The following is a 17,687-nucleotide window of genomic DNA, read 5'->3' on the forward strand; positions in this document are numbered from 1 at the left end:
GGCCTCCCACCCGGCGGAACCGTGCGCCGGGTTGCCCGTCCCGACACCGAGCACGACGCGGTTGTTCGACACGTACTGCAGCGTGCTGATCTGCTTCGCCGCCCACGCGACCGGCCGCAGCGCCAGCAGCATCACGTTGTACCCGACGGTGATCCGCTCCGTCACCGCTGCCGCCGTCGCCAGTACGACGGAACTCTCGAGCAGCGGCGCACTGGCCACCAGGTGATCCGTCGACCAGATCGAGTCCAGCCCGACCTCCTCGGCGTACCGTGCGCTCTCCCGGACGTCGCCCAGGATGGGCTGCTCCGGATCCGGTGTCGACGTCGGCAGGATCACTCCGAACTCAAGGCTCATACCGGCGGCAACCCCGTCGCGGACAGGCCTATTCCGTGCGGTCGGCCTTCGTCAGCGAGAGCACCGCCGGGCGGAGCAGCTCGACAATCTCGTCCGGGTCGGCGTCGGCGAGCTCGTCGAGTTTGACCAGGTGCCGGCCGAGGACGACCCCGATCAGGATCGCGCTCACGACGGCGGCCCGGAGGTTGCCGTCCACGCCCGGGATGGCCTTGCTGACCTTGACGCGTTCGGCGTGCGCGTTGCCGACCTCGGCGGCCGCGTCGGGATGCGTGAGCATCGACCGGAGCGCGGCGAGCGAGGCGATCGGCTCCTCGATCAGCGACTGCCGGAGAATCCCGAGCAGTTGCTCGGCGACCTCCTCGGGGGTCTCGCCGGTGACCAGCGGCGTCTCGGTCCTGGTGGCTTCGGCGAACAGCCGTTCCTTGCTGCCGAAGTAGTGCATCACCAGCCCGGCATCCACCTCGGCCGCGGCGGCGACCGCGCGGATCGTGGTCCGGTCGTATCCGAGCGCGGCGAACAGCCGGCCCGCCGCGGACAGGATCCGCTCCTGGGTGTCGATCCGCTGCTGGGCCCGCGACGACCGGGGCGTGGGCTCATTCATCGGATTCATTCTACGGCCGTTGACCGCCGAGGAGTTTCGTTCTACGCTCATTGAACCGTTCTACATCCGTTGAATGAAGGAGCATGATGACCCCGCTCGACGTACTCGAACTCCGCCGCCAACACCTGATCGCCCGCGACTTCGACGCCTTCGCCGACCTGTTCGCGGACGACGGCGTGATCGAACTCCCGTTCGCCGTCAACGGCCTCCCCACCCGCCTCGAAGGCCGGGAGGCGATCCGCGAGTTCTCCCTGCGGACGGCCGACCGCCCGATCGACATCATCGACCTGCACACCGTCCAGCTCCACCAGACCACCGACCCCGAGGTCGTCATCCTCGAACTCACCACCGAAGCCCGCCACACCACCACCAACACCCCGTTCGAGACCCACTGCATCCAGGTCTTCCACATCCACAACGGCCACATAAAACTCTTCCGCGACTACGTCGGCACCCACGCCCTCCCCGACCTGACCACCTGACGCAATAGGTTCGGGGGATGAGTCAGCGGGTGGGTGCTTATGGGGTGTGTGTCGACGGCGGACGGGTTCTGCTGGCGCGGTATGTGTCACCGTTCGGGGACGGGAGTTGGTGGACGTTGCCGGGTGGGGGTGTCGAGCAGAACGAGGATCCGTTCGACGCGGTGACGCGGGAGGTCGCGGAAGAAACCGGATACGAGTCGGTGGTCGAGGAGCTGCTCGGCGTGGACTCGCGGCTGGTGCCGGCCGCGGTACGCCGGCGGTGGGGGCGGGGGGATCACCAGAACATCGGGATCTTCTACGCGGTACGCATCACCGGCGGGACCACGCGCCCGGAGCCGAACGGCGAGACGGCGGAGTCGGTCTGGACGCCGATCACCGACGTACCAGGGCTACACCGCGCCGCACTCGTCGACGTAGGCATCACCCTGTGGCAGTCACGACCACGAACCGGCCACGTGCCCGCGGTCACGGTCGGCGGGTTGATCGAGCGCTGACCCGACCTGCCGGTCGATTACTTACAGCTTGTCAAACTTCCCGTTGCAGGTGAGGGGGACGCGTGGATTCGAAGGGTGAGTTGTTGGGGGTGTTGCGGGGGATGCGGGAGGTGTTGCTCGGGACGTTGGAGGGGTTGGGGGAGTACGAGCGGCGGCGGCCGTTGGCGCCTACGGGGACGAACCTGCTCGGGTTGGTGAAGCATCTGGCAGGGTTGGAGTACGGGTATCTCGGCGAGGCGGTCGGGCGGGTACCTGCGGTGCGGCCGTCGTGGTTCCGGGAGGATGTGTCGACCGAGATCGACATGTGGGCGATGCCGGACGAGTCGAGTGCGTACGTCGTCGGCGTGTATCGGGAGCTCGCTGCGCATTCCGACCGTACGGTCGAGGATCTCGAGCTGGACAGCCCGGCGTACGTCGCGCACTGGGCGGACGGGCACCGCGCGACCACTCTCGGCGTACTGCTGATCAGGATGGTCGCCGAGACCAGCCAGCACGCCGGCCACGCGGACATCCTCCGCGAACAGCTCGACGGCCGGCTCGGCGGAGGCCGCACCATCGCCGCCGAGGAAGCGTTCTGGAGCGACCGTCGTGCCCAGGTTCAGGCAGCCGCCGACCACTTCAGACCGTGAGTCAGCGGTTGTCGCCCTCGCCGCTGAGTACGCCGCGCGCCGCCCGGTCTGCGATCTTCGCAATGTTGCGCTCGGCAACATCTTCGAGCCGGATCCCCAGCCTTGTGGACAACTCCGACAGGTACCAGAGCACGTCGCCCAGCTCGAGCGTCAGCGCCTCCCGATCGGCGTCGGTGATCACGCCCGCTCGGTCGCGGAAGATCTTCTTCACCTTGCCGGCGACTTCACCCGCCTCGTTCACGAGACCCAAAGTCGGGTACACAATCGGGTGATCGGTCGCGACCAGATCCGCGGTCCGGGCCGCGGCCGCCTGGTAACCACTGAAGTCGAACGCACTCTGCTCGGTCATTCCCGCAAGTCTGCCAGCCCGAGCCGCCTACCCGACGGAGAGATCGATGGACGACAGAACCGGTGAGTTCGTCACCGAGACATTCGCGTACGACGGTGGCCGGCAGGTCACCGTCTACGTACCGCCGACCACGCCCGAGGCCGTCGTATACGCCGGCGACGGGCAACTGCTCGCCAAGTGGGGCGCGGATCTCGTAGATGCCGACGTACCGCCGACGATGGTTGTCGGCGTACACCGGACCGACGATCCGGACGAGATGGTCCGGATCCGCGAGTACTCCCCGTCCTTCGACGAGGCGCAGTTCGCGGCCCACGAGGTGCTGTTCGTGGACGACGTACGCCGCTGGGTCGGCACCCGCTTCGGCGTCGCGCTGCCGCCCGAACGGACCGCGGTGTTCGGCGTCTCGGCGAGCGCGGAACTCGCCCTCGCGATGGGCATGCGGCACCCGGACATCTACGGATCGGTGCTCGCCGCGTCCCCGGCGGCGGATACCGCCCGCCCGAGGCGATGCCGTCCGCACTCCCGCGCACGTACCTCGTCGCCGGCACGGACGAGCCGTTCTTCCGCGAGAACGCGACCCGCTGGTACGACGCCCTGCACGCCGCCGACGCCGACGTACTCATGACCGAACGCCCCGGCAACCACGGCGACCCGTTCTGGCAGGCCGAATTCCCGCTGATGGCGAGCTGGGCGTTCGGCAATCAGCCGAGCTGAACAGCTACTCGCCCGTGGTCCCGTCGATGCTCTCGCGGATGATGTCCGCGTGGCCGTTGTGCCGCGCCGTCTCCTGCACGATGTGAATCAGGATCGCCCGCAGATTGGCCTCCGCTCCCGAAGGCGTCGTCACCACGTCGTCGAGCTCACCAGCAGCCACCACAGCCCGGGCCCGCTCACAAACCCGCAGATACTGCTCGACCAACACCTCGGCGGTCTCACCGTCCTCGACCCGGAAGTCCGCCTCGCCAGCCCACAACTCCGGCTCGTCCACCCCGCCGTAGATCTTCAGAAACCACCCGTGCTCCGTCGCCGCCAGATGCTTCACCAGCCCCAGCAAACTAACCCCCGACGCCGTCCCAGCCCGCCGCAACGCGTCGTCGTCGAGCCCTTCGAGCTTGGTCAGCAACGTCGCCCGCTGAAACTCCAACTGCTGCACCAACGCATCCCGCTCGCCAACCACCCGACCAGGAACAACCCGCTCCACCGGCGAAATGAACACCATGCACAGACAATACGATCACGCTGCTTATCTCGATGCGCTGCAGAGCGACAGCTGTCAGCCTTGTTCTGTGGCAGTGGAGACAACCTATGCCGGCCTACGGATCTTCAAGTACGACGGCAGCCCAGCAACCGACCTGACCGCTCGGCTCGGAATACAGCCCACAAAGTCGCACGATGCCGGCGACCTGATCAGCCCTGGCTCGCCGAACCGCCGACCACACTCGCTGTGGTCGCTGTCCACGAAGGACGCGGTCAGCGGCTCCCTCCAGGAGCACCTGACGTGGCTCCTTGATCGGGTCGAGCCCATCGAACACGTACTTCATGCCCTGTCAGAGGAGGGTTGCGAGCTGGACTGGTTCTGCTTCGTGTCCCTCGACGAGAGCGGCCAGGGCGGTGTCTCCTTCGACCTAGAACTCTTGCGCCGCCTCGCCGCACTGCCGATTCACTTGGAGCTCGATCTCTACGGCAGTTGACCGCTGAGTTGCACCCTCCATCGGACGGCGGGGACGCGGAGGGCACGAACCTGCTCTATTGTCAGGTCCGTCGCTCGATGAGTCGGGCTCTTAGCGCGTCGACCTGGTCGTCGCCCAGACCTCCGTGACGAAGGTACGACTCGACCCCGCCATACCTGTCTTCGAGGTGCTTGAGTGCTGCGAGCATGGTTTCTGGCCGGGCGGTGAAGGACTCAGCTACCTGGCTCCGCTCGGTGGGATCGCTGATGAGGAGCAACTGCTCGTCGAAGTGGTCGCGCATGCGGTCGTCCAGGACGGCGTAGTCGGCGGCGACGCATTCAGTCGGTACGCCTGCGAGGCTCAGGGCCAGTGCGACCACGGTCCTGGCACGATCTTTTCCGGCATGGCAATGGATGACGACTCCGCCGGTCGGCGCATCCCCGATCGCCCCGACTGCGGCGGCGAACAGCTCGGGGTGGAGGTCGAGCATCGCCACATATTGCTGGTCGATGCTCTGCGTCGGATCGTAGGGATCGTCCGCGTTGTAAAGCGGCATGTTCCGGTAGAGAGGCTCGGTCGCAAAAGGGGACGGATCGCCTTCGCACTCTGGGGGCGTGCGCACGTCGATGATGCGGTTCACGGAAGCCCGCCGTACCGCTTGGACGCCGGCCGCTGTCAACCGTGAAAGGTTGTCGGAACGGATCAACGCGCCACTACCGATCCGGCGACCGTCACTCGTGGGTAGACCGCCGAGATCGCGGACGTTGAGGCAGTTGGGCCACATCAGGCGCACAGGTCCGGTCACAGTTGTTTGAGCCCTTCGTCCGCCAGCCGAGCGCGGAGTCGTCAGCGACAGTGGATTGGGAGAACCGTTTCCGCTTGATCATCCCCCAGCCGGCACGCGGCGGCCGGCGCAGCGCAGCGGCGCTCTTGATCTATAAGAGGTCGATCCGGGGAGGGTCCGCCCAGGTCGCCGACAACGCGGCGAGTTGGTCAGCGAATCGATCGATCTCACAGCCCTCGGGGTCCAGTCCGAAGTGGTCTTTAAGGTCGTACCAGAGGAACTCACTGAACTCGGCTCGTGAGGCGCCTTGCATCAGCAGCCTCCCCAGGGGCGCGAGCAGGCAGTCGTACTCGTCAGCGACGAAATCGGCCACGCCGATGGGGTCCCACTGATTGAGGAGATACCGCAGGTTTGCCTCTCGACGCTCGTTCTCATCGCTTTCGGGTTGAGTCATGTGTTCGTCATCACGGTGACGTACCGGTGAGGCGAGGTGGGACTGAGAAGAGGGTAACCGTACGGGCACCAGGGCAGCGCTCATCGGCTGATCCCGTGCGTCCTGCCAGCCACGTCTCAATGGGGCGCGAGACGTCTAACCTGTCGCAGATCACCCGACGGAAATGCGTCGCGGATCTGTTGGCGGAGCACTGGGCAGAGATCAGTCGGATCGCGGCTTGAGCGGGACGCTTCGGCCAGGCGATGTCGCGCGAGCTTACGCGGACGTGTCGAAGTCCCAATGGGACACCGGCAGGTGTTCCACACCCCCAGTACCGCCTACCAACACGCCGTAGTAGCGGTCTGGCTCGGTCGCTTCATCGAGGGGCGTGCCTGAAGCTTCGAAACCGATGATCGCGTGGCCGAAGGGGACTTCCGCGAACGTCGCCGCTCCAACGTTCGCAAGCCACGATTCGATCGGTTCTCGCCAAGCCCGCGAAATCGTCCCGCCTGCCTCCCCGAAAGGAAAGCCGCCGACCCGGGGATCGTGCTCGCAGAGAGCACCTAACGGCAGATAGAAGTCCAGCCAGTCATCACCTTCGGGCTCACGAACGGCGGTTACTCCGCACACGACCTCGCCGCCGTCAGGCAGGCGGACAACTCCGGCAAGGTGGCCATGCTGCTGAAGCATGCGAAGGCTGCAAGCGACCGGCAGATGGCGATCCGCCGCGCGTCCGAAGCAGCCTTCCACGGAGGCGCAGCGCCAGACAGACCTCAGGGCTGCGTCGAGCCGGTCGTCATCTGGCGGTCCCAGACAGATCGCCAGCTCGTAGAAGCCGCCATACCAGTTTTCTGGCACGCCGAGATTTCGGGCGAGACTCATTGGCCAACTGAATCACACCCTGGGTCGAGGCGCCGAGAGTCCTGCATCAGGCCCTGACCTGCATGAGGTGATGGTGGAGACGAGGGGACTTGAACCCCTAGCCCTGCCTTGCAAAGGCGGTTGTGACGCTGCCGCTGATCCGAGTGGTAGATCGTCAAGCGTGGGCTCGACCGGTTGAACCCGATGAGTGACCGGTTGAGCCCGCTGGCATGTTCTCGTTAGGGCACGCGGAGGGCACGGCCCGTCCATCGACGGTCGCGAGCCATACTGACGCGGTGGATGAGATCTCGCTGTCGGTCCCGCGCTATCGCCGCGAGGTCGGAGTCGTGGCACCGGTCGAAGGTGGAACGGTCCGTATCGAGCTGATTGACGGCGTTGTTCAAGTGCTCGGCGACCCCGCTGGCCTTCGCGATCTGGCCCGCTGGTGCCTGTCTCTGTCCGATCCTTCGGTATCGGACGGAGGGCACATCCATCTTGATCCGGGGTATAGCCCGCTCAGCTCGGAGTCGGTTGCCCTCCTCATCGCACGAGACGACAGCATCGACGCCACACCTGCCCCGTCCCTCCGATAGCTGCCAACCAAGGTCAGCGCGGCGCGGGTCAAGAGTTGGCTTGCCGATGCCGTAGGGAACGGATGGGGCACGCCAGTCCACGCGCGGCGATGATCTACCTGCACGTCTCGAAGGGGCGCTCCAGGCACATCGCCGACAGGCTGAATGCCCGTCTGCGGGAGGCTCGCCCGAAGACTGGAGACGATGCGTTAGGGCACGCGGAGCGCACGTCGCCTCTGAACGAGGCGAGGGAGGACGGTGGCGTGAGCCGAGAATCGCGCTCTGACCTGCATGAACGCTTTGGTGGAGACGAGGGGACTTGAACCCCTAACCCCTGCCTTGCAAAGGCAGTGCTCTGCCAGTTGAGCTACGCCCCCGTGGGGTGGTCAGTTGCCCGGGGTTACCGGGTCGGCGACCTCGGCCCAGAGGTCCTTTTCGGCGCGGGACTGCTGGGTCTTCTTGTAGACGAAGTATCCACCGACGCCGGCCAGCAGTACCAGCAGGAACTTTCTGAGCACTGGGACTCCTCGGATCAGAATGACTTCGAACTGCGTGAGGTGGGCCTAACTGGACTTGAACCAGTGACCTCTGCCTTATCAGGGCAGCGCTCTAACCGTCTGAGCTATAGGCCCGCGTACTGCGGTGTCGAACCCGGGAGAGATTACCGCACCAAGTGCCGTACTCCCAAACCGGTTACGGCCGGGCCTCGAGGGGCCCGGCCGGGACCGGTCAGTCCTCCGACGCCAGCGTGACTTCGAGGCCGCCGAGGAGCGCGGCGGCGATGTTGTAGAGGAAGGATCCGAGGGTCGCGAGCGCGGTGATGATCAGCACATCGGCGCAGGCGAGCAGCGTGGTGAAGCCCATCACCTTGCCGGTGTTGATGTAGTTCTCCACCCGGAACGGCTCGCCGGTCGGCGTACCCAGGACCTCGCGGACGGTCGAGTTGATGTTGTCGAACACGCCGGCCGCGCCGATCGCGGACCAGATGATGAAGACCGCCACCCAGGTGACGATGCCGAACGCGATCGCCAGCAGGAACGCCGTCTTCATCACCGACCACGGGTCGATCCGGGACATCCGCAGCCGCGCCTTCCGGGTCTGCGGACGGCTCGACGCCTTCGTGTCCTTCTCGGCGAGCCGGGCCTGCTTGGCCTCGGCCCGCTCGGCGCGCTCCGCGGACTTGTCCGGCTTGGCCGCCTTCACCGCGGCGGCCTTGTCCAGGACGGCCTGCCGCGCCGCGTTCATCCGGTCACCGATCGACTCGGTCTTGGCGTCCGGCTGCTCGCCGTACGCCGCACCGTTCGAGGACGCGGCCTCGCCCGGCACCGGACCCGCGGCCCAGGGCTCCGGGCGGCCCGGCGTGCTGGGGGCCGGCGCACCGGGCTGCGGACGCACCGGAGCGGGTCCGCCACCCTGCGTGCCCGGCGTACCCGGACGGGGCTGCGGACGGTACTCCGAGGCAGGCCGCTGGCCGTTCGGGGCAGCCGCTCGCTGCTGGCCGTTGGCTCCGGGAGCGCCGTTGGCACGACCGTTGGAAGCCGGGTTGCCCGGGGCAGCAGACTGCTTCCCACCCTGCGCGGTGCGCTGGGACTTGGAGCCGTCTGCCGCACCCTCAGGCCAGTTCGGCCTCGCGCGGTTGGTCATCAGTCACCCTCCTGGCCGGCGTCGTCGTCTTCGACGGTAGCCGGGCCGTCCACGTCCGTCGAACGTTCCTCATCAATGTGGACGCTCTCAGGGGTGGATTCGGTTGTCGATTCGTCCACATTCTGGGCACCTTCAGCGACAGTACCCACCTCGGCCGCCTCCGACTCCTCGAGCGCGATGGTCAGATCGGTGTTCCGCGCGATCGCGACCACCGCGTCGGACTCGCCGACCCCGGCGAACCGGACGCCCATCGTGTCCCGGCCCTTGACCGGCACGCTGTCCACCCGGCTGCGGACGACCTGGCCGCTGGCCTTGATCGCCAGCACCTGGTCCTCCTCGACCACGATGATCGCGCCGACCAGCGAGCCGCGCTCGTCGTTCAGCTTGACCGCCTTGATACCGAGACCGCCACGACCCTGCTGCCGGTACTCCGAGACCCGGGACCGCTTGGCGTACCCGGCGTCGGTCACGGTGAAGACGTACTGCGAGTCCTCGTCCGCGCCGGCCCGGATCACCGACATCGACAGCAGCTCGTCGCCGGAGCGGAACTTCATACCGGTCACACCGGAGGTCGCCCGGCCCATCGGCCGCAGCTGGTCGTCACTCGCGGTGAACCGGATCGACTGGCCCTTGCGGGACACCAGCAGCAAGTCGTCCTCGGCGCTGGCCAGGTCGGCGCCAATCAGCTCGTCGTCCTCCTCTCGGAAGTTGACCGCGATGATGCCGCTCTGCCGCGCGGAGTCGTAGTCGCGCAGCGCGGTCTTCTTGACCAGACCCTTCTTGGTCGCGAGCACCAGATAGTCGGACTGGTCGTAGTCGCGCAGCGTCAGCACCTGCGCGATCTCCTCGTCCGGCTGGAACGAGAGCAGACCGGCGACGTGCGACCCCTTCGCATCCCGGGCAGACTCGGGCAGCTGCCACACCTTGGCCCGGTAGACCCGGCCCTTGGTGGTGAAGAACAGCATCCAGTGGTGGTTCGTGGTGGCGAAGAAGTGGTTGATCTCGTCCTCGGCCCGCAACTGCGCGCCCCGGACGCCCTTGCCGCCGCGGTTCTGGGTCCGGTACAGGTCGGTCTTGGTCCGCTTCGCGTAGCCGCCGCGGGAGATCGTGACGACGACCTCCTCGTCGGGTACCAGGTCCTGCACCGACAGGTCGCCGTCGGCGGCGATGATCTCGGTACGCCGCTCGTCGCCGTACCGCTCGACGATCTCACCGAGCTCGTCCTTGACGATCGTGCGCTGCCGGACCGGGCTGCCCAGGATGTCCTCGAGGTCGGCGATGATCGCCTCGAGCTCCTGCAACCTGGCGACGGTCTTCTGCCGCTCCAGTGCGGCGAGCCGGCGTAGCTGCATCTCGAGGATCGCGTTCGCCTGGATCTCGTCGATGTCCAGCAGCTGCATCAGGCCGGTGCGCGCCTCGTCCACGTCCGGGCTGCGCCGGATCAGCGCGATCACCTCGTCGAGGGCGTCCAGCGCCTTCACGTAACCACGGAAGATGTGCGCGTTCCGCTCGGCCTCGCGGAGGCGGTAGCGCGTCCGCCGCTGGATGACCTCGATCTGGTGGTCGATCCAGTGGCTGATGAAGAGGTCCACGCTGAGCGTGCGCGGTACGCCGTCGACCAGGGCCAGCATGTTGCAGCCGAAGGTGTCCTGCAGCGGCGTGTGCTTGTAGAGGTTGTTGAGCACGACCCGGGGCTGAGCGTCCCGCTTCAGCACGATCACGAGCCGCTGACCGGTCCGCGACGAGCTGTCGTCGCGGATGTCGGCGATGCCGTTCACCTTGCCGGTGTTCACCAGCTCGGCGATCTTCAGCGCCAGGTTGTCCGGGTTCACCATGTACGGCAGCTGAGTGACGACCAGGCTGGTCCGGCCCTTGGCGTCCTCCTCGATGTCGACCACCGCGCGCATCGTGACCGAGCCGCGGCCGGTCCGGTACGCGTCGTCGATGCCCTTGTAGCCGACGATCAGCGCGCCGTTCGGGAAGTCCGGGCCCTTGATGTTCTGCAGGCAGGCCTCGAGCAGCTCCTCCCGGGTCGCGTCCGGGTGCTCCAGCGCCCAGTCGACCGCGGCCGCGACCTCGCGCAGGTTGTGCGGCGGGATGTTGGTCGCCATACCGACCGCGATCCCGGACGAGCCGTTGACCAGCAGGTTCGGGAAGCGGGCCGGTAGGATGATCGGCTCCTGCGACTTGCCGTCGTAGTTCGGCCGGAAGTCGACGGTCTCCTGATCGATGTCGCGGACCATCTCCATCGCCAGCGGCGCCATCCGGCACTCGGTGTACCGCATCGCGGCCGCCGGGTCGTTACCGGGCGAACCGAAGTTGCCCTGGCCCTGGATCAGTGGCGCCCGCATCACCCACGGCTGCGCGAGCCGGACCAGGGTGTCGTAGATCGCCGAGTCGCCGTGCGGGTGGTACTGACCCATGACGTCACCGACGACGCGGGAGCACTTGTTGAAACCACGATCCGGCCGGTAGCCGCCGTCGTACATCGCGTAGAGGATGCGGCGGTGCACCGGCTTCAGGCCGTCGCGGACCTCGGGCAGCGCGCGGCCGACGATGACGGCCATCGCGTAGTCGAGGTACGACTGCTGCATCTCGGTCTGCAGGTCGAGCGGCTCGACCCGGTCGTGGCCCGGCGAGGTGGGGGTCTCGGTCATGAAAAAGTCCCGTTCAGAAGATCAGTACGTCGGTGTGAGCAGCGAGATCAGATGTCGAGACTGCGCTAAATATCAAGAAAACGGACATCCTTGGCGTTGCGCTGGATGAAACTGCGCCGCGCCTCGATGTCGTCGCCCATCAGCGTCTGGAACGTCTCGTCGGCGCGGATCGCGTCGTCGAGGGTGATCTGCAGCAGCACCCGGTTGGCCGGGTCCATCGTGGTGTCCCACAGCTCGTTCGCGTTCATCTCGCCCAGACCCTTGTAGCGCTGGATCGGGTTCTCCTTGGGCAGCTTCTTGCCGGCCTCGGCACCGGCTTCGAGCAGTCCGTCGCGCTCGCGGTCGGTGTAGGCCAGCTCGTGCGGCTGGTTGCTCCAGCGGATCTTGTACAGCGGCGGTTGCGCGGCGTACACGTGACCGCGCTCGATCAGCGGCCGCATGAACCGGAACAGCAGCGTCAGCAGCAGCGTCCGGATGTGCTGGCCGTCGACGTCGGCGTCGGCCATGATCACGATCTTGTGGTACCGGAGCTTGTCCTCGTCGAAGTCCTCGTGGATGCCGGTGCCGAGCGCCGAGATGATCGCCTGGACCTCGTTGTTCTGCAGGACCTTGTCGATCCGGGCCTTCTCGACGTTCAGGATCTTGCCGCGGATCGGCAGGATGGCCTGGAACTTCGGGTCCCGGCCGCCCTTCGCGGAGCCGCCCGCCGAGTCACCCTCGACGATGTAGACCTCGCACTCCTCCGGGTTGGTCGACTGGCAGTCGGCCAGCTTGCCGGGGAGGCCGCCGCCGCCGAGCAGACCCTTGCGGTTGCGGGCCAGGTCGCGGGCCTTCCGGGCCGCGATCCGGGCGCTCGCCGCGGCGGACGCCTTGCGGATGATCTCGCGGCCCTCGGCCGGGTTCTGCTCGAACCAGGCGCCGAGCTTGTCGTTCACGACCCGCTGGACGAAGCCCTTGACCTCGGTGTTGCCGAGCTTGGTCTTGGTCTGGCCCTCGAACTGCGGCTCGGCCAGCTTGACCGAGATGATCGCGGTCAGGCCCTCGCGGATGTCGTCACCGGTGAGCCTGTCCTCCTTCTTCTTGATCATCCCCTGGTCCTCGCCGAAGCCGTTGACCAGCGAGGTGAGCGCGGCCCGGAAGCCCTCTTCGTGGGTGCCGCCCTCATGGGTGTTGATCGCGTTCGCGAAGGTGTGCACGGACTCCTGGAAGGAGCCGCTCCACTGCAGCGCGACCTCCAGGCTCATCGTGTCGTCGGCGGCCGCCGCCTCGAACGAGATCACGTCGCGGTGCACGGTCTCGCGGATCCCGGTCAGGTACTTCACGTAGTCGACCAGACCCTCGTCGTACTTGAAGGCCTGCTCGACCGGCTTGCCGTCCTCGTCGAGGTGGTCGGGGCGCTCGTCCCGGATCACCAGCTCGAGGCCCTTGTTCAGGAACGCGTACTCCCGGAAGCGGGTGGCCAGCGTCTCGTACGAGTACGTCGTGGTCTCGAAGACGTCCGGGCTCGCCCAGAAGGTGATCGTCGTACCGTTCGAGGTCGACGTACCGATCTCGGCCAGGTCCGCGTCGGGGACGCCCATCGTGAAGGACTGCGTGTACAGCTTGCCCTTCAGCCGGACGTCGACCTGGAGCCGGCTGGACAGCGCGTTCACCACCGAGACGCCGACGCCGTGCAGACCGCCGGACACCTTGTACCCGCCGCCACCGAACTTGCCGCCGGCGTGCAGCACGGTGAGTACGACGGTGACGGCCGGCTTGCCCTCGGACTCGACGATGTCGACCGGGATACCGCGGCCGTTGTCCTCCACGCGGACGCCGCCGTCGGCGAGCAGGGTCACGACGATGCGGTCGCCGTACCCGGCCATCGCCTCGTCCACCGCGTTGTCCACAACCTCGGTGACCAGGTGGTGCAGACCCCGCTCACCGGTGGACCCGATGTACATACCCGGCCGCTTGCGGACCGCGTCCAGCCCCTCCAGGACCTGGATCGCGCTCGCGTCGTATTCCCGCTCGACGACGTTCGACGGGATCGCGTCGAGCATCTCGGGGAGCTGACTGGCGTCGGGTGCTGCCGTATCACTGGGGCCGATGGGGTCGGCGGACTGGTTGGCGTCGATCTCGATCGGCTCGTCGGTCACCGGTGGTTGTCCTCCTCGACCCCGCGTTCGCGAGGCATCGCGGCACAGTAGAGCCGCCCTCTACGGTGATGGCAAAGGCGCGGCTCGCTCTACGTCGTCCATCCTACCCGTCGACCGAAGCAGAACCTGCCATCAGGCGCCTGAAACTCACCTCAGGGCGTCTTTTCTCCCTCGTCGCCATGTCCCCTCTCGCGGGTGGGGTGCCGGAAAGCGCTCACGGGCACTCAGTGGCCTTCGGCCGTTTCGCGGCTGACGGTTTCCGCGCTCACCGGTCCAGACCGCTGAATCGCTGCCGGGCGGCTGTTGACGACGGGTGGGCGGCGCGCACCCACCGCCCCTTAGGATCGCAGCCGTGGAGAGTCTCGACGAGGTCATCGACGCGATGATCGCCGACCGGGTGATTCACCGGCACCGGCGCGTCTGGCTGCTGGTGATCGCCCTCGTCGTCGTCGCGGTCCTGGTGATCCTGGCAACCGGCGGCTGGAAAGAGAAGAAAGGCCGCACGGTCCCGACCATGGAGGCCCCGGCCACGGTCACGGCCGGCCGTTTCGAGTACACCTTCACCAAGGCCGAGATCGTCCGGAAGCCGAAGACCGACTACAGCAAGGCCGAGGCCAGCCTGAAGGTCTACTTCACCGCGAAGAACATCGACTCCGAGGAACACAAGAGCGACTCGATCAGTGGCGAACTGCTGCGGTACGTGCCGCCGAACCACGGCGACCTGGTCCAGTCCAACGGCGACTCCTGCAAGGGAGACAACCTGAACTGGGTGCTCGTCTACGGCCTGCCGCCGGAGGAGTGCAGTACGCAGTTCGACGTCGGCCCCAACTTCAAGGCCGACGTGGTCGAGATCGGCGTCCTGCAGGAGCACTACCAGAGCGACAACGCCGCCCTCGGCCTGGTGGACAAGCCGTACTGGCAGAGCCCGGACGCGGCCGCGGTCGTCCGGCTCAAGCCGACTGTCGTGATCGACGACGGGAAGAGCAAATGAAGCTGTACCGACCCGCCACCATCCTGGTCGGGCTGCTGTTCGTGCTGCTGGCCGGCGTCGCCCGGCTGGCCGAGCCCGACACCGTGTACGGGAACGACTCGAATTTGAAGGTCGTGAGCGGCACCATCGGTCAGGTGCTGCCGTGGACCGGCAGCGGCTCGACGTTCAAGGTGACCCGGGTGAAGTTCGCGCAGAAGCTGCTCAGCGGCCGGGCAAGTGACACCGACAAGCCGATCGAGACCAACGGAATCTTCATCGCGATCGAGTGGGACTCGGTCCGCGGCGTGGCCAACCCGGAGTCGTTCACCCCGACGCTGACCACCGACAGCGGGAGTGTGTACGCCGAGGTCAGCGATCCGTCGGAGAGCGACATCAGCTTTCCGGACGCGGGCTTCGCACGCACCGGCGCCGCGGTCTTCGAGGCCAACCCGGCCGATCTGAAGGGTCTCACCCTGCGGCTCAAGCCGCAGATGATCTTCACCGTCTACAACTCCGAGATCCGCGTCGACCTCGGGATCCCGACCGACTCGATCGCTCAGCAGCTGGTCGACAGCGCCGAGGAGCAGTACATCGTGCAGCCGGCCGTCACGCGGGTGGCGTCATGAACCTCCTCGCGAGCCGGGCGAGCCGGATGGCCGTCCAGATCACGTTGCTGCTGGCGCTCCTCGGCGTCGGGACGTTCGTCCTGCTCCGGCCGTACCTGAGCGACGACGAGGGACTGTACAACCAGGGCCGGATCGACCAGGTCGTCAGTCAGGGACCGGTCACGATCGCGAACGTCGAGTGGAAGCTCAATTCGCTGAAGGTCTACACCAAGATCCTGAACGGCGACGGCGAGCCGATCGAGCTCGACGGCCCGGCCGGCACCGTGATCGTGCTGGCCACCATCACCGTGACACCGAAGCCCGGCCTCTACCTCAAGGACCACGGCTTCACCTGCGACGCCGTACTGCGGGACGACAAGGGCAACACGTGGAAAGACCAGCAGGCGTACGGCTACCCGCTGCCGACGTACTGCGGTGACAACGACCACCCGTTCACGATGGACAAGCCGGCCAAGATCGCGAAGATCTTCATCGTGCCACGCAACGACGTACCGAACCTGATCGGTCTGACCACGGAGGACTTCTACGTCCACAAGCGGGTACTGATCACGCCCTGACCGGAGTGGTTCAGGCGTTCGCGGGGGCCGGTTCCGGCGTCGGCTTCTTGGCCGCGGCGATCGCGACGGCCTCGGCGCGCCGCTCGTTGCCGACCGAGATGCACAGGTCGAACGCGGCCGCCAGCAGCGCGATCCGGAGCGGCTCGAACACCAGGTCCTGGATCGTCTGGGCGATCTCGTGGTTCATCAGGCCCCAGTGCTCGCCGTGCAGGCCGATCAGCCGTTGCAGGGCGACGAACGCCCATTCCTGCCCGAGCAGCCAGAACGTGTAGACCAGGCAGACCACGCCGAGGAACACCGGACCGACCCGGATCAGCAGCCGGAACGCGTTGATCGCCGGGTAGAACTTCTCCCGCAGACCGCCCAGCACCAGGTCCGGCGCCTTGTACGTCAGCCCGATCAGCCGGCCGCGCTGCGGTTGCTCCTGCTGCTCGGCCTGCGCACCGAGCCGGCGCTCCAGCCGGGTGCCGCGGAAGACGCCGCCGCTCGACAGCACCCGGTGACCGAAGACCACCGTGGTGATTGCCAGCCAGGTCAGCGGCTCCGCCACGCCCAGCTTGAACAGCGGCCAGAGCGTCTCCCAGAAGAATCCCCAGAGGAACTCGATACCGGCCGGGATCGGGATGTGGATCTTCTCGAAGAACCCCTTGAAGCCGTCCCACCAGTCCAGCGACCAGTACCAGAAGCTCCGGTCCTTGAACCAGTTCTTGCCGTCCGCGATCGCGAACGGCGTGATCACGAAAGTGAGCAGCACGAAGAACGCCTCGGCCCAGACCTGGGCGAACTTCACCGGCCGGCTCGGCCAGCGGTCGTCGACGCTCTGCAGCACCCGGCGGAGCACCAGCAGGACGATCAGCGCGGGCAGGTACCCGTGCCAGTTGTGGTTGCCGAGCGTGAAGAACGACGACTGCGTACCGACCTGGATCATGTACGTCGCGCTCAGCTGGCTGACCTGCTGGTCGAAGAAGCCCCACGCCGACCAGACCGCGACCAGCGGCAGCAGCGTGACGGCCAGCAGCTCGAGCAGCCCGCGCTGCGTCGGGTCCGACGTCTCCTCGGTGTCACTGCTCGCCGCGTCGCGCCAGCGGTACAGCGACATCGCGCAGGTCCGGATCATGCCGACGGACGCGGTGATCTGGAGCAGTACGCCGACCGCGAAGAGCCCGGTGCCGAGACTGGAGTGCCGGTGCTGGGCGAGCCAGATCGCGCCCTGCGAACACACCGTGAAGCCGAGGAAGCCCCCGGCCCACCAGATGGTCATGGGCAGCAGGTTCTTCCACCAGAGCCGGAACGTATCCCCGATCAGGTGGACCATCTCGCGAAAGCCGTCGACGAGCGTGCGCATCGCGCCTGATCCTAGGGAGGCGCGGGTCCGACCAGCAACCCAGGCCGTTATCCGTAGGTGTCCCGGGGGCCGCGGCCGCCGCGGACCGTGCGGGTGCCTTTTCGCCAGGTGTAGGTGTTGGGCCCGAGGACCTTGACCTGGGTGACGGTTCCTTCGCCCAGTTCGGCGTTCAGGCGGAAGAGGAGCTGGGGGACCAGGAGGTCGAGCTGGACCTTCCAGGCGGTGGAGGACGTACGGACGGTGAGCACGGTGTCGTCGTACGACTCCGGTTTGCAGTGTTCGGCCATCTCGGGGCCGACGATGGTCGGCCACCGGGCCATCACGCCGTGGACCGCGACGTCGACCTCCCAGCCCTGGTCGCGCATCAGGCGGCCGAGGGTGTTGGTCAGTTTCTGGGGGTCGCGGTCGTCGGGGCGGGCGCTGCTGATCTGGGCGCCGTCGATGCGCGGCCGGCGGCGGCGCTTGACCGGTTTGAAGCCGCCCTTGGCGGCCTGTTGCTTGAGGCGGCCGGCGAGCGACTT

Annotated in this window: 22 protein-coding genes and 2 tRNA genes; 9 read left to right on the plus strand and 15 right to left on the minus strand. The window is 67.0% G+C overall.

Annotation, left to right across the window (positions count from 1 at the left end; translation table 11 throughout):
• Window positions 1-354, minus strand: a 354-nt coding sequence (locus VFF46_RS09245; RefSeq protein ID WP_325036631.1) for an LLM class flavin-dependent oxidoreductase, incomplete at its 3' end; no start/stop codon positions are given.
• A gap of 28 nt (window positions 355-382) precedes the next feature.
• Window positions 383-955: a TetR family transcriptional regulator gene (locus VFF46_RS09250; RefSeq protein ID WP_325036632.1), complete on the minus strand. Its 573-nt coding sequence runs from the start codon at window positions 953-955 to the stop codon at window positions 383-385.
• An 83-nt stretch (window positions 956-1,038) separates the two neighbouring features.
• Between VFF46_RS09250 and VFF46_RS09255 the strand changes: the two genes are divergently transcribed.
• From VFF46_RS09255 to VFF46_RS09265, 3 genes are all read left to right on the plus strand, one after another.
• Entirely contained in the window at window positions 1,039-1,437 is a 399-nt protein-coding gene (locus VFF46_RS09255; RefSeq protein WP_325036633.1) for a nuclear transport factor 2 family protein, read from the plus strand.
• A 17-nt stretch (window positions 1,438-1,454) separates the two neighbouring features.
• Window positions 1,455-1,931, plus strand: coding sequence for an NUDIX hydrolase (locus VFF46_RS09260; RefSeq protein ID WP_325036634.1), 477 nt, complete (start codon window positions 1,455-1,457; stop codon window positions 1,929-1,931).
• A gap of 62 nt (window positions 1,932-1,993) precedes the next feature.
• Window positions 1,994-2,560: a DinB family protein gene (locus tag VFF46_RS09265; protein ID WP_325036635.1), complete on the plus strand. Its 567-nt coding sequence runs from the start codon at window positions 1,994-1,996 to the stop codon at window positions 2,558-2,560.
• A gap of 1 nt (window position 2,561) precedes the next feature.
• Here the strand turns inward: VFF46_RS09265 and VFF46_RS09270 are convergent, their stop codons facing one another.
• Window positions 2,562-2,909, minus strand: coding sequence for a nucleoside triphosphate pyrophosphohydrolase family protein (locus tag VFF46_RS09270; protein WP_325036636.1), 348 nt, complete (start codon window positions 2,907-2,909; stop codon window positions 2,562-2,564).
• Window positions 2,910-2,955: 46 nt separating this feature from the next.
• Between VFF46_RS09270 and VFF46_RS09275 the strand changes: the two genes are divergently transcribed.
• Window positions 2,956-3,534, plus strand: a complete 579-nt coding sequence (locus tag VFF46_RS09275; RefSeq protein ID WP_325036637.1) for an alpha/beta hydrolase-fold protein — start codon at window positions 2,956-2,958, stop codon at window positions 3,532-3,534.
• 93 nt (window positions 3,535-3,627) lie between these two features.
• Here the strand turns inward: VFF46_RS09275 and VFF46_RS09280 are convergent, their stop codons facing one another.
• Window positions 3,628-4,128 carry a DinB family protein gene (locus tag VFF46_RS09280; RefSeq protein WP_325036638.1) on the minus strand — a complete coding sequence of 167 codons (501 nt, stop codon included), beginning with the start codon at window positions 4,126-4,128 and terminating at the stop codon, window positions 3,628-3,630.
• Here VFF46_RS09280 and VFF46_RS09285 point away from each other — a divergent pair.
• Complete coding sequence (locus VFF46_RS09285) at window positions 4,118-4,600, plus strand: DUF4279 domain-containing protein (protein WP_325036639.1); 483 nt, start codon at window positions 4,118-4,120, stop codon at window positions 4,598-4,600. The two genes, VFF46_RS09280 and VFF46_RS09285, sit on opposite strands and share 11 nt — an antisense overlap.
• 61 nt (window positions 4,601-4,661) lie before the next feature.
• Here the strand turns inward: VFF46_RS09285 and VFF46_RS09290 are convergent, their stop codons facing one another.
• The 3 genes from VFF46_RS09290 to VFF46_RS09300 form a co-directional block, all read right to left on the minus strand.
• Window positions 4,662-5,363, minus strand: coding sequence for a tyrosine-protein phosphatase (locus tag VFF46_RS09290; protein WP_325036651.1), 702 nt, complete (start codon window positions 5,361-5,363; stop codon window positions 4,662-4,664).
• A gap of 151 nt (window positions 5,364-5,514) precedes the next feature.
• Window positions 5,515-5,901: a hypothetical protein gene (locus VFF46_RS09295; protein ID WP_325036640.1), complete on the minus strand. Its 387-nt coding sequence runs from the start codon at window positions 5,899-5,901 to the stop codon at window positions 5,515-5,517.
• 171 nt (window positions 5,902-6,072) lie between these two features.
• Window positions 6,073-6,678, minus strand: a complete 606-nt coding sequence (locus VFF46_RS09300; protein WP_325036641.1) for a hypothetical protein — start codon at window positions 6,676-6,678, stop codon at window positions 6,073-6,075.
• 275 nt (window positions 6,679-6,953) lie between these two features.
• Between VFF46_RS09300 and VFF46_RS09305 the strand changes: the two genes are divergently transcribed.
• Window positions 6,954-7,250 (plus strand): Imm32 family immunity protein, encoded by a 297-nt coding sequence (locus tag VFF46_RS09305; protein WP_325036642.1) that lies wholly within the window; start codon window positions 6,954-6,956, stop codon window positions 7,248-7,250.
• A gap of 280 nt (window positions 7,251-7,530) precedes the next feature.
• On the opposite strand, the gene VFF46_RS09310 is transcribed toward VFF46_RS09305, so the two are convergent.
• The 6 genes from VFF46_RS09310 to gyrB all read right to left on the minus strand — a co-directional run bounded on the left by VFF46_RS09310 (window position 7,531) and on the right by gyrB (window position 13,668).
• A tRNA-Ala gene (locus tag VFF46_RS09310) sits at window positions 7,531-7,606 on the minus strand.
• 9 nt (window positions 7,607-7,615) lie between these two features.
• Entirely contained in the window at window positions 7,616-7,747 is a 132-nt protein-coding gene (locus VFF46_RS09315) for a DLW-39 family protein (protein ID WP_325036643.1), read from the minus strand.
• A gap of 40 nt (window positions 7,748-7,787) precedes the next feature.
• A tRNA-Ile gene (locus tag VFF46_RS09320) sits at window positions 7,788-7,861 on the minus strand.
• Window positions 7,862-7,958: 97 nt separating this feature from the next.
• Window positions 7,959-8,624, minus strand: a complete 666-nt coding sequence (locus VFF46_RS09325) for a DUF3566 domain-containing protein (protein ID WP_325036644.1) — start codon at window positions 8,622-8,624, stop codon at window positions 7,959-7,961.
• A gap of 248 nt (window positions 8,625-8,872) precedes the next feature.
• Window positions 8,873-11,530, minus strand: coding sequence for a DNA gyrase subunit A (gene gyrA / locus VFF46_RS09330; RefSeq protein ID WP_325036645.1), 2,658 nt, complete (start codon window positions 11,528-11,530; stop codon window positions 8,873-8,875).
• Window positions 11,531-11,595: 65 nt separating this feature from the next.
• Window positions 11,596-13,668: a DNA topoisomerase (ATP-hydrolyzing) subunit B gene (gene gyrB, locus VFF46_RS09335; protein WP_414673047.1), complete on the minus strand. Its 2,073-nt coding sequence runs from the start codon at window positions 13,666-13,668 to the stop codon at window positions 11,596-11,598.
• 352 nt (window positions 13,669-14,020) lie between these two features.
• On the opposite strand from gyrB, the gene VFF46_RS09340 reads away from it, so the two are divergent.
• Genes VFF46_RS09340 through VFF46_RS09350 form a run of 3 tightly spaced genes read left to right on the plus strand, consistent with a single transcriptional unit; the run spans window position 14,021 to window position 15,821 of the window.
• The gene (locus tag VFF46_RS09340) at window positions 14,021-14,659 is read left to right on the plus strand and encodes a hypothetical protein (protein WP_325036646.1); all 639 of its coding nucleotides are present in this window, start codon (window positions 14,021-14,023) and stop codon (window positions 14,657-14,659) included.
• On the plus strand, window positions 14,656-15,264 hold the full coding sequence (locus VFF46_RS09345; protein ID WP_325036647.1) for a hypothetical protein: 609 nt from the start codon (window positions 14,656-14,658) through the stop codon (window positions 15,262-15,264). The genes VFF46_RS09340 and VFF46_RS09345 overlap by 4 nt, the downstream gene beginning before the upstream one ends.
• Entirely contained in the window at window positions 15,261-15,821 is a 561-nt protein-coding gene (locus VFF46_RS09350; RefSeq protein ID WP_325036648.1) for a hypothetical protein, read from the plus strand. Before VFF46_RS09345 ends, VFF46_RS09350 begins: the two co-directional genes overlap by 4 nt.
• A 10-nt stretch (window positions 15,822-15,831) precedes the next feature.
• Here the strand turns inward: VFF46_RS09350 and VFF46_RS09355 are convergent, their stop codons facing one another.
• Window positions 15,832-17,166, minus strand: coding sequence for a hypothetical protein (locus VFF46_RS09355; protein WP_325036649.1), 1,335 nt, complete (start codon window positions 17,164-17,166; stop codon window positions 15,832-15,834).
• A 47-nt stretch (window positions 17,167-17,213) separates the two neighbouring features.
• Window positions 17,214-17,687, minus strand: a 474-nt coding sequence (locus VFF46_RS09360; protein ID WP_325036650.1) for a DUF721 domain-containing protein, incomplete at its 5' end; no start/stop codon positions are given.

Source organism: Kribbella sp. (assembly GCF_035655035.1).
GTDB lineage: Bacteria > Actinomycetota > Actinomycetes > Propionibacteriales > Kribbellaceae > Kribbella.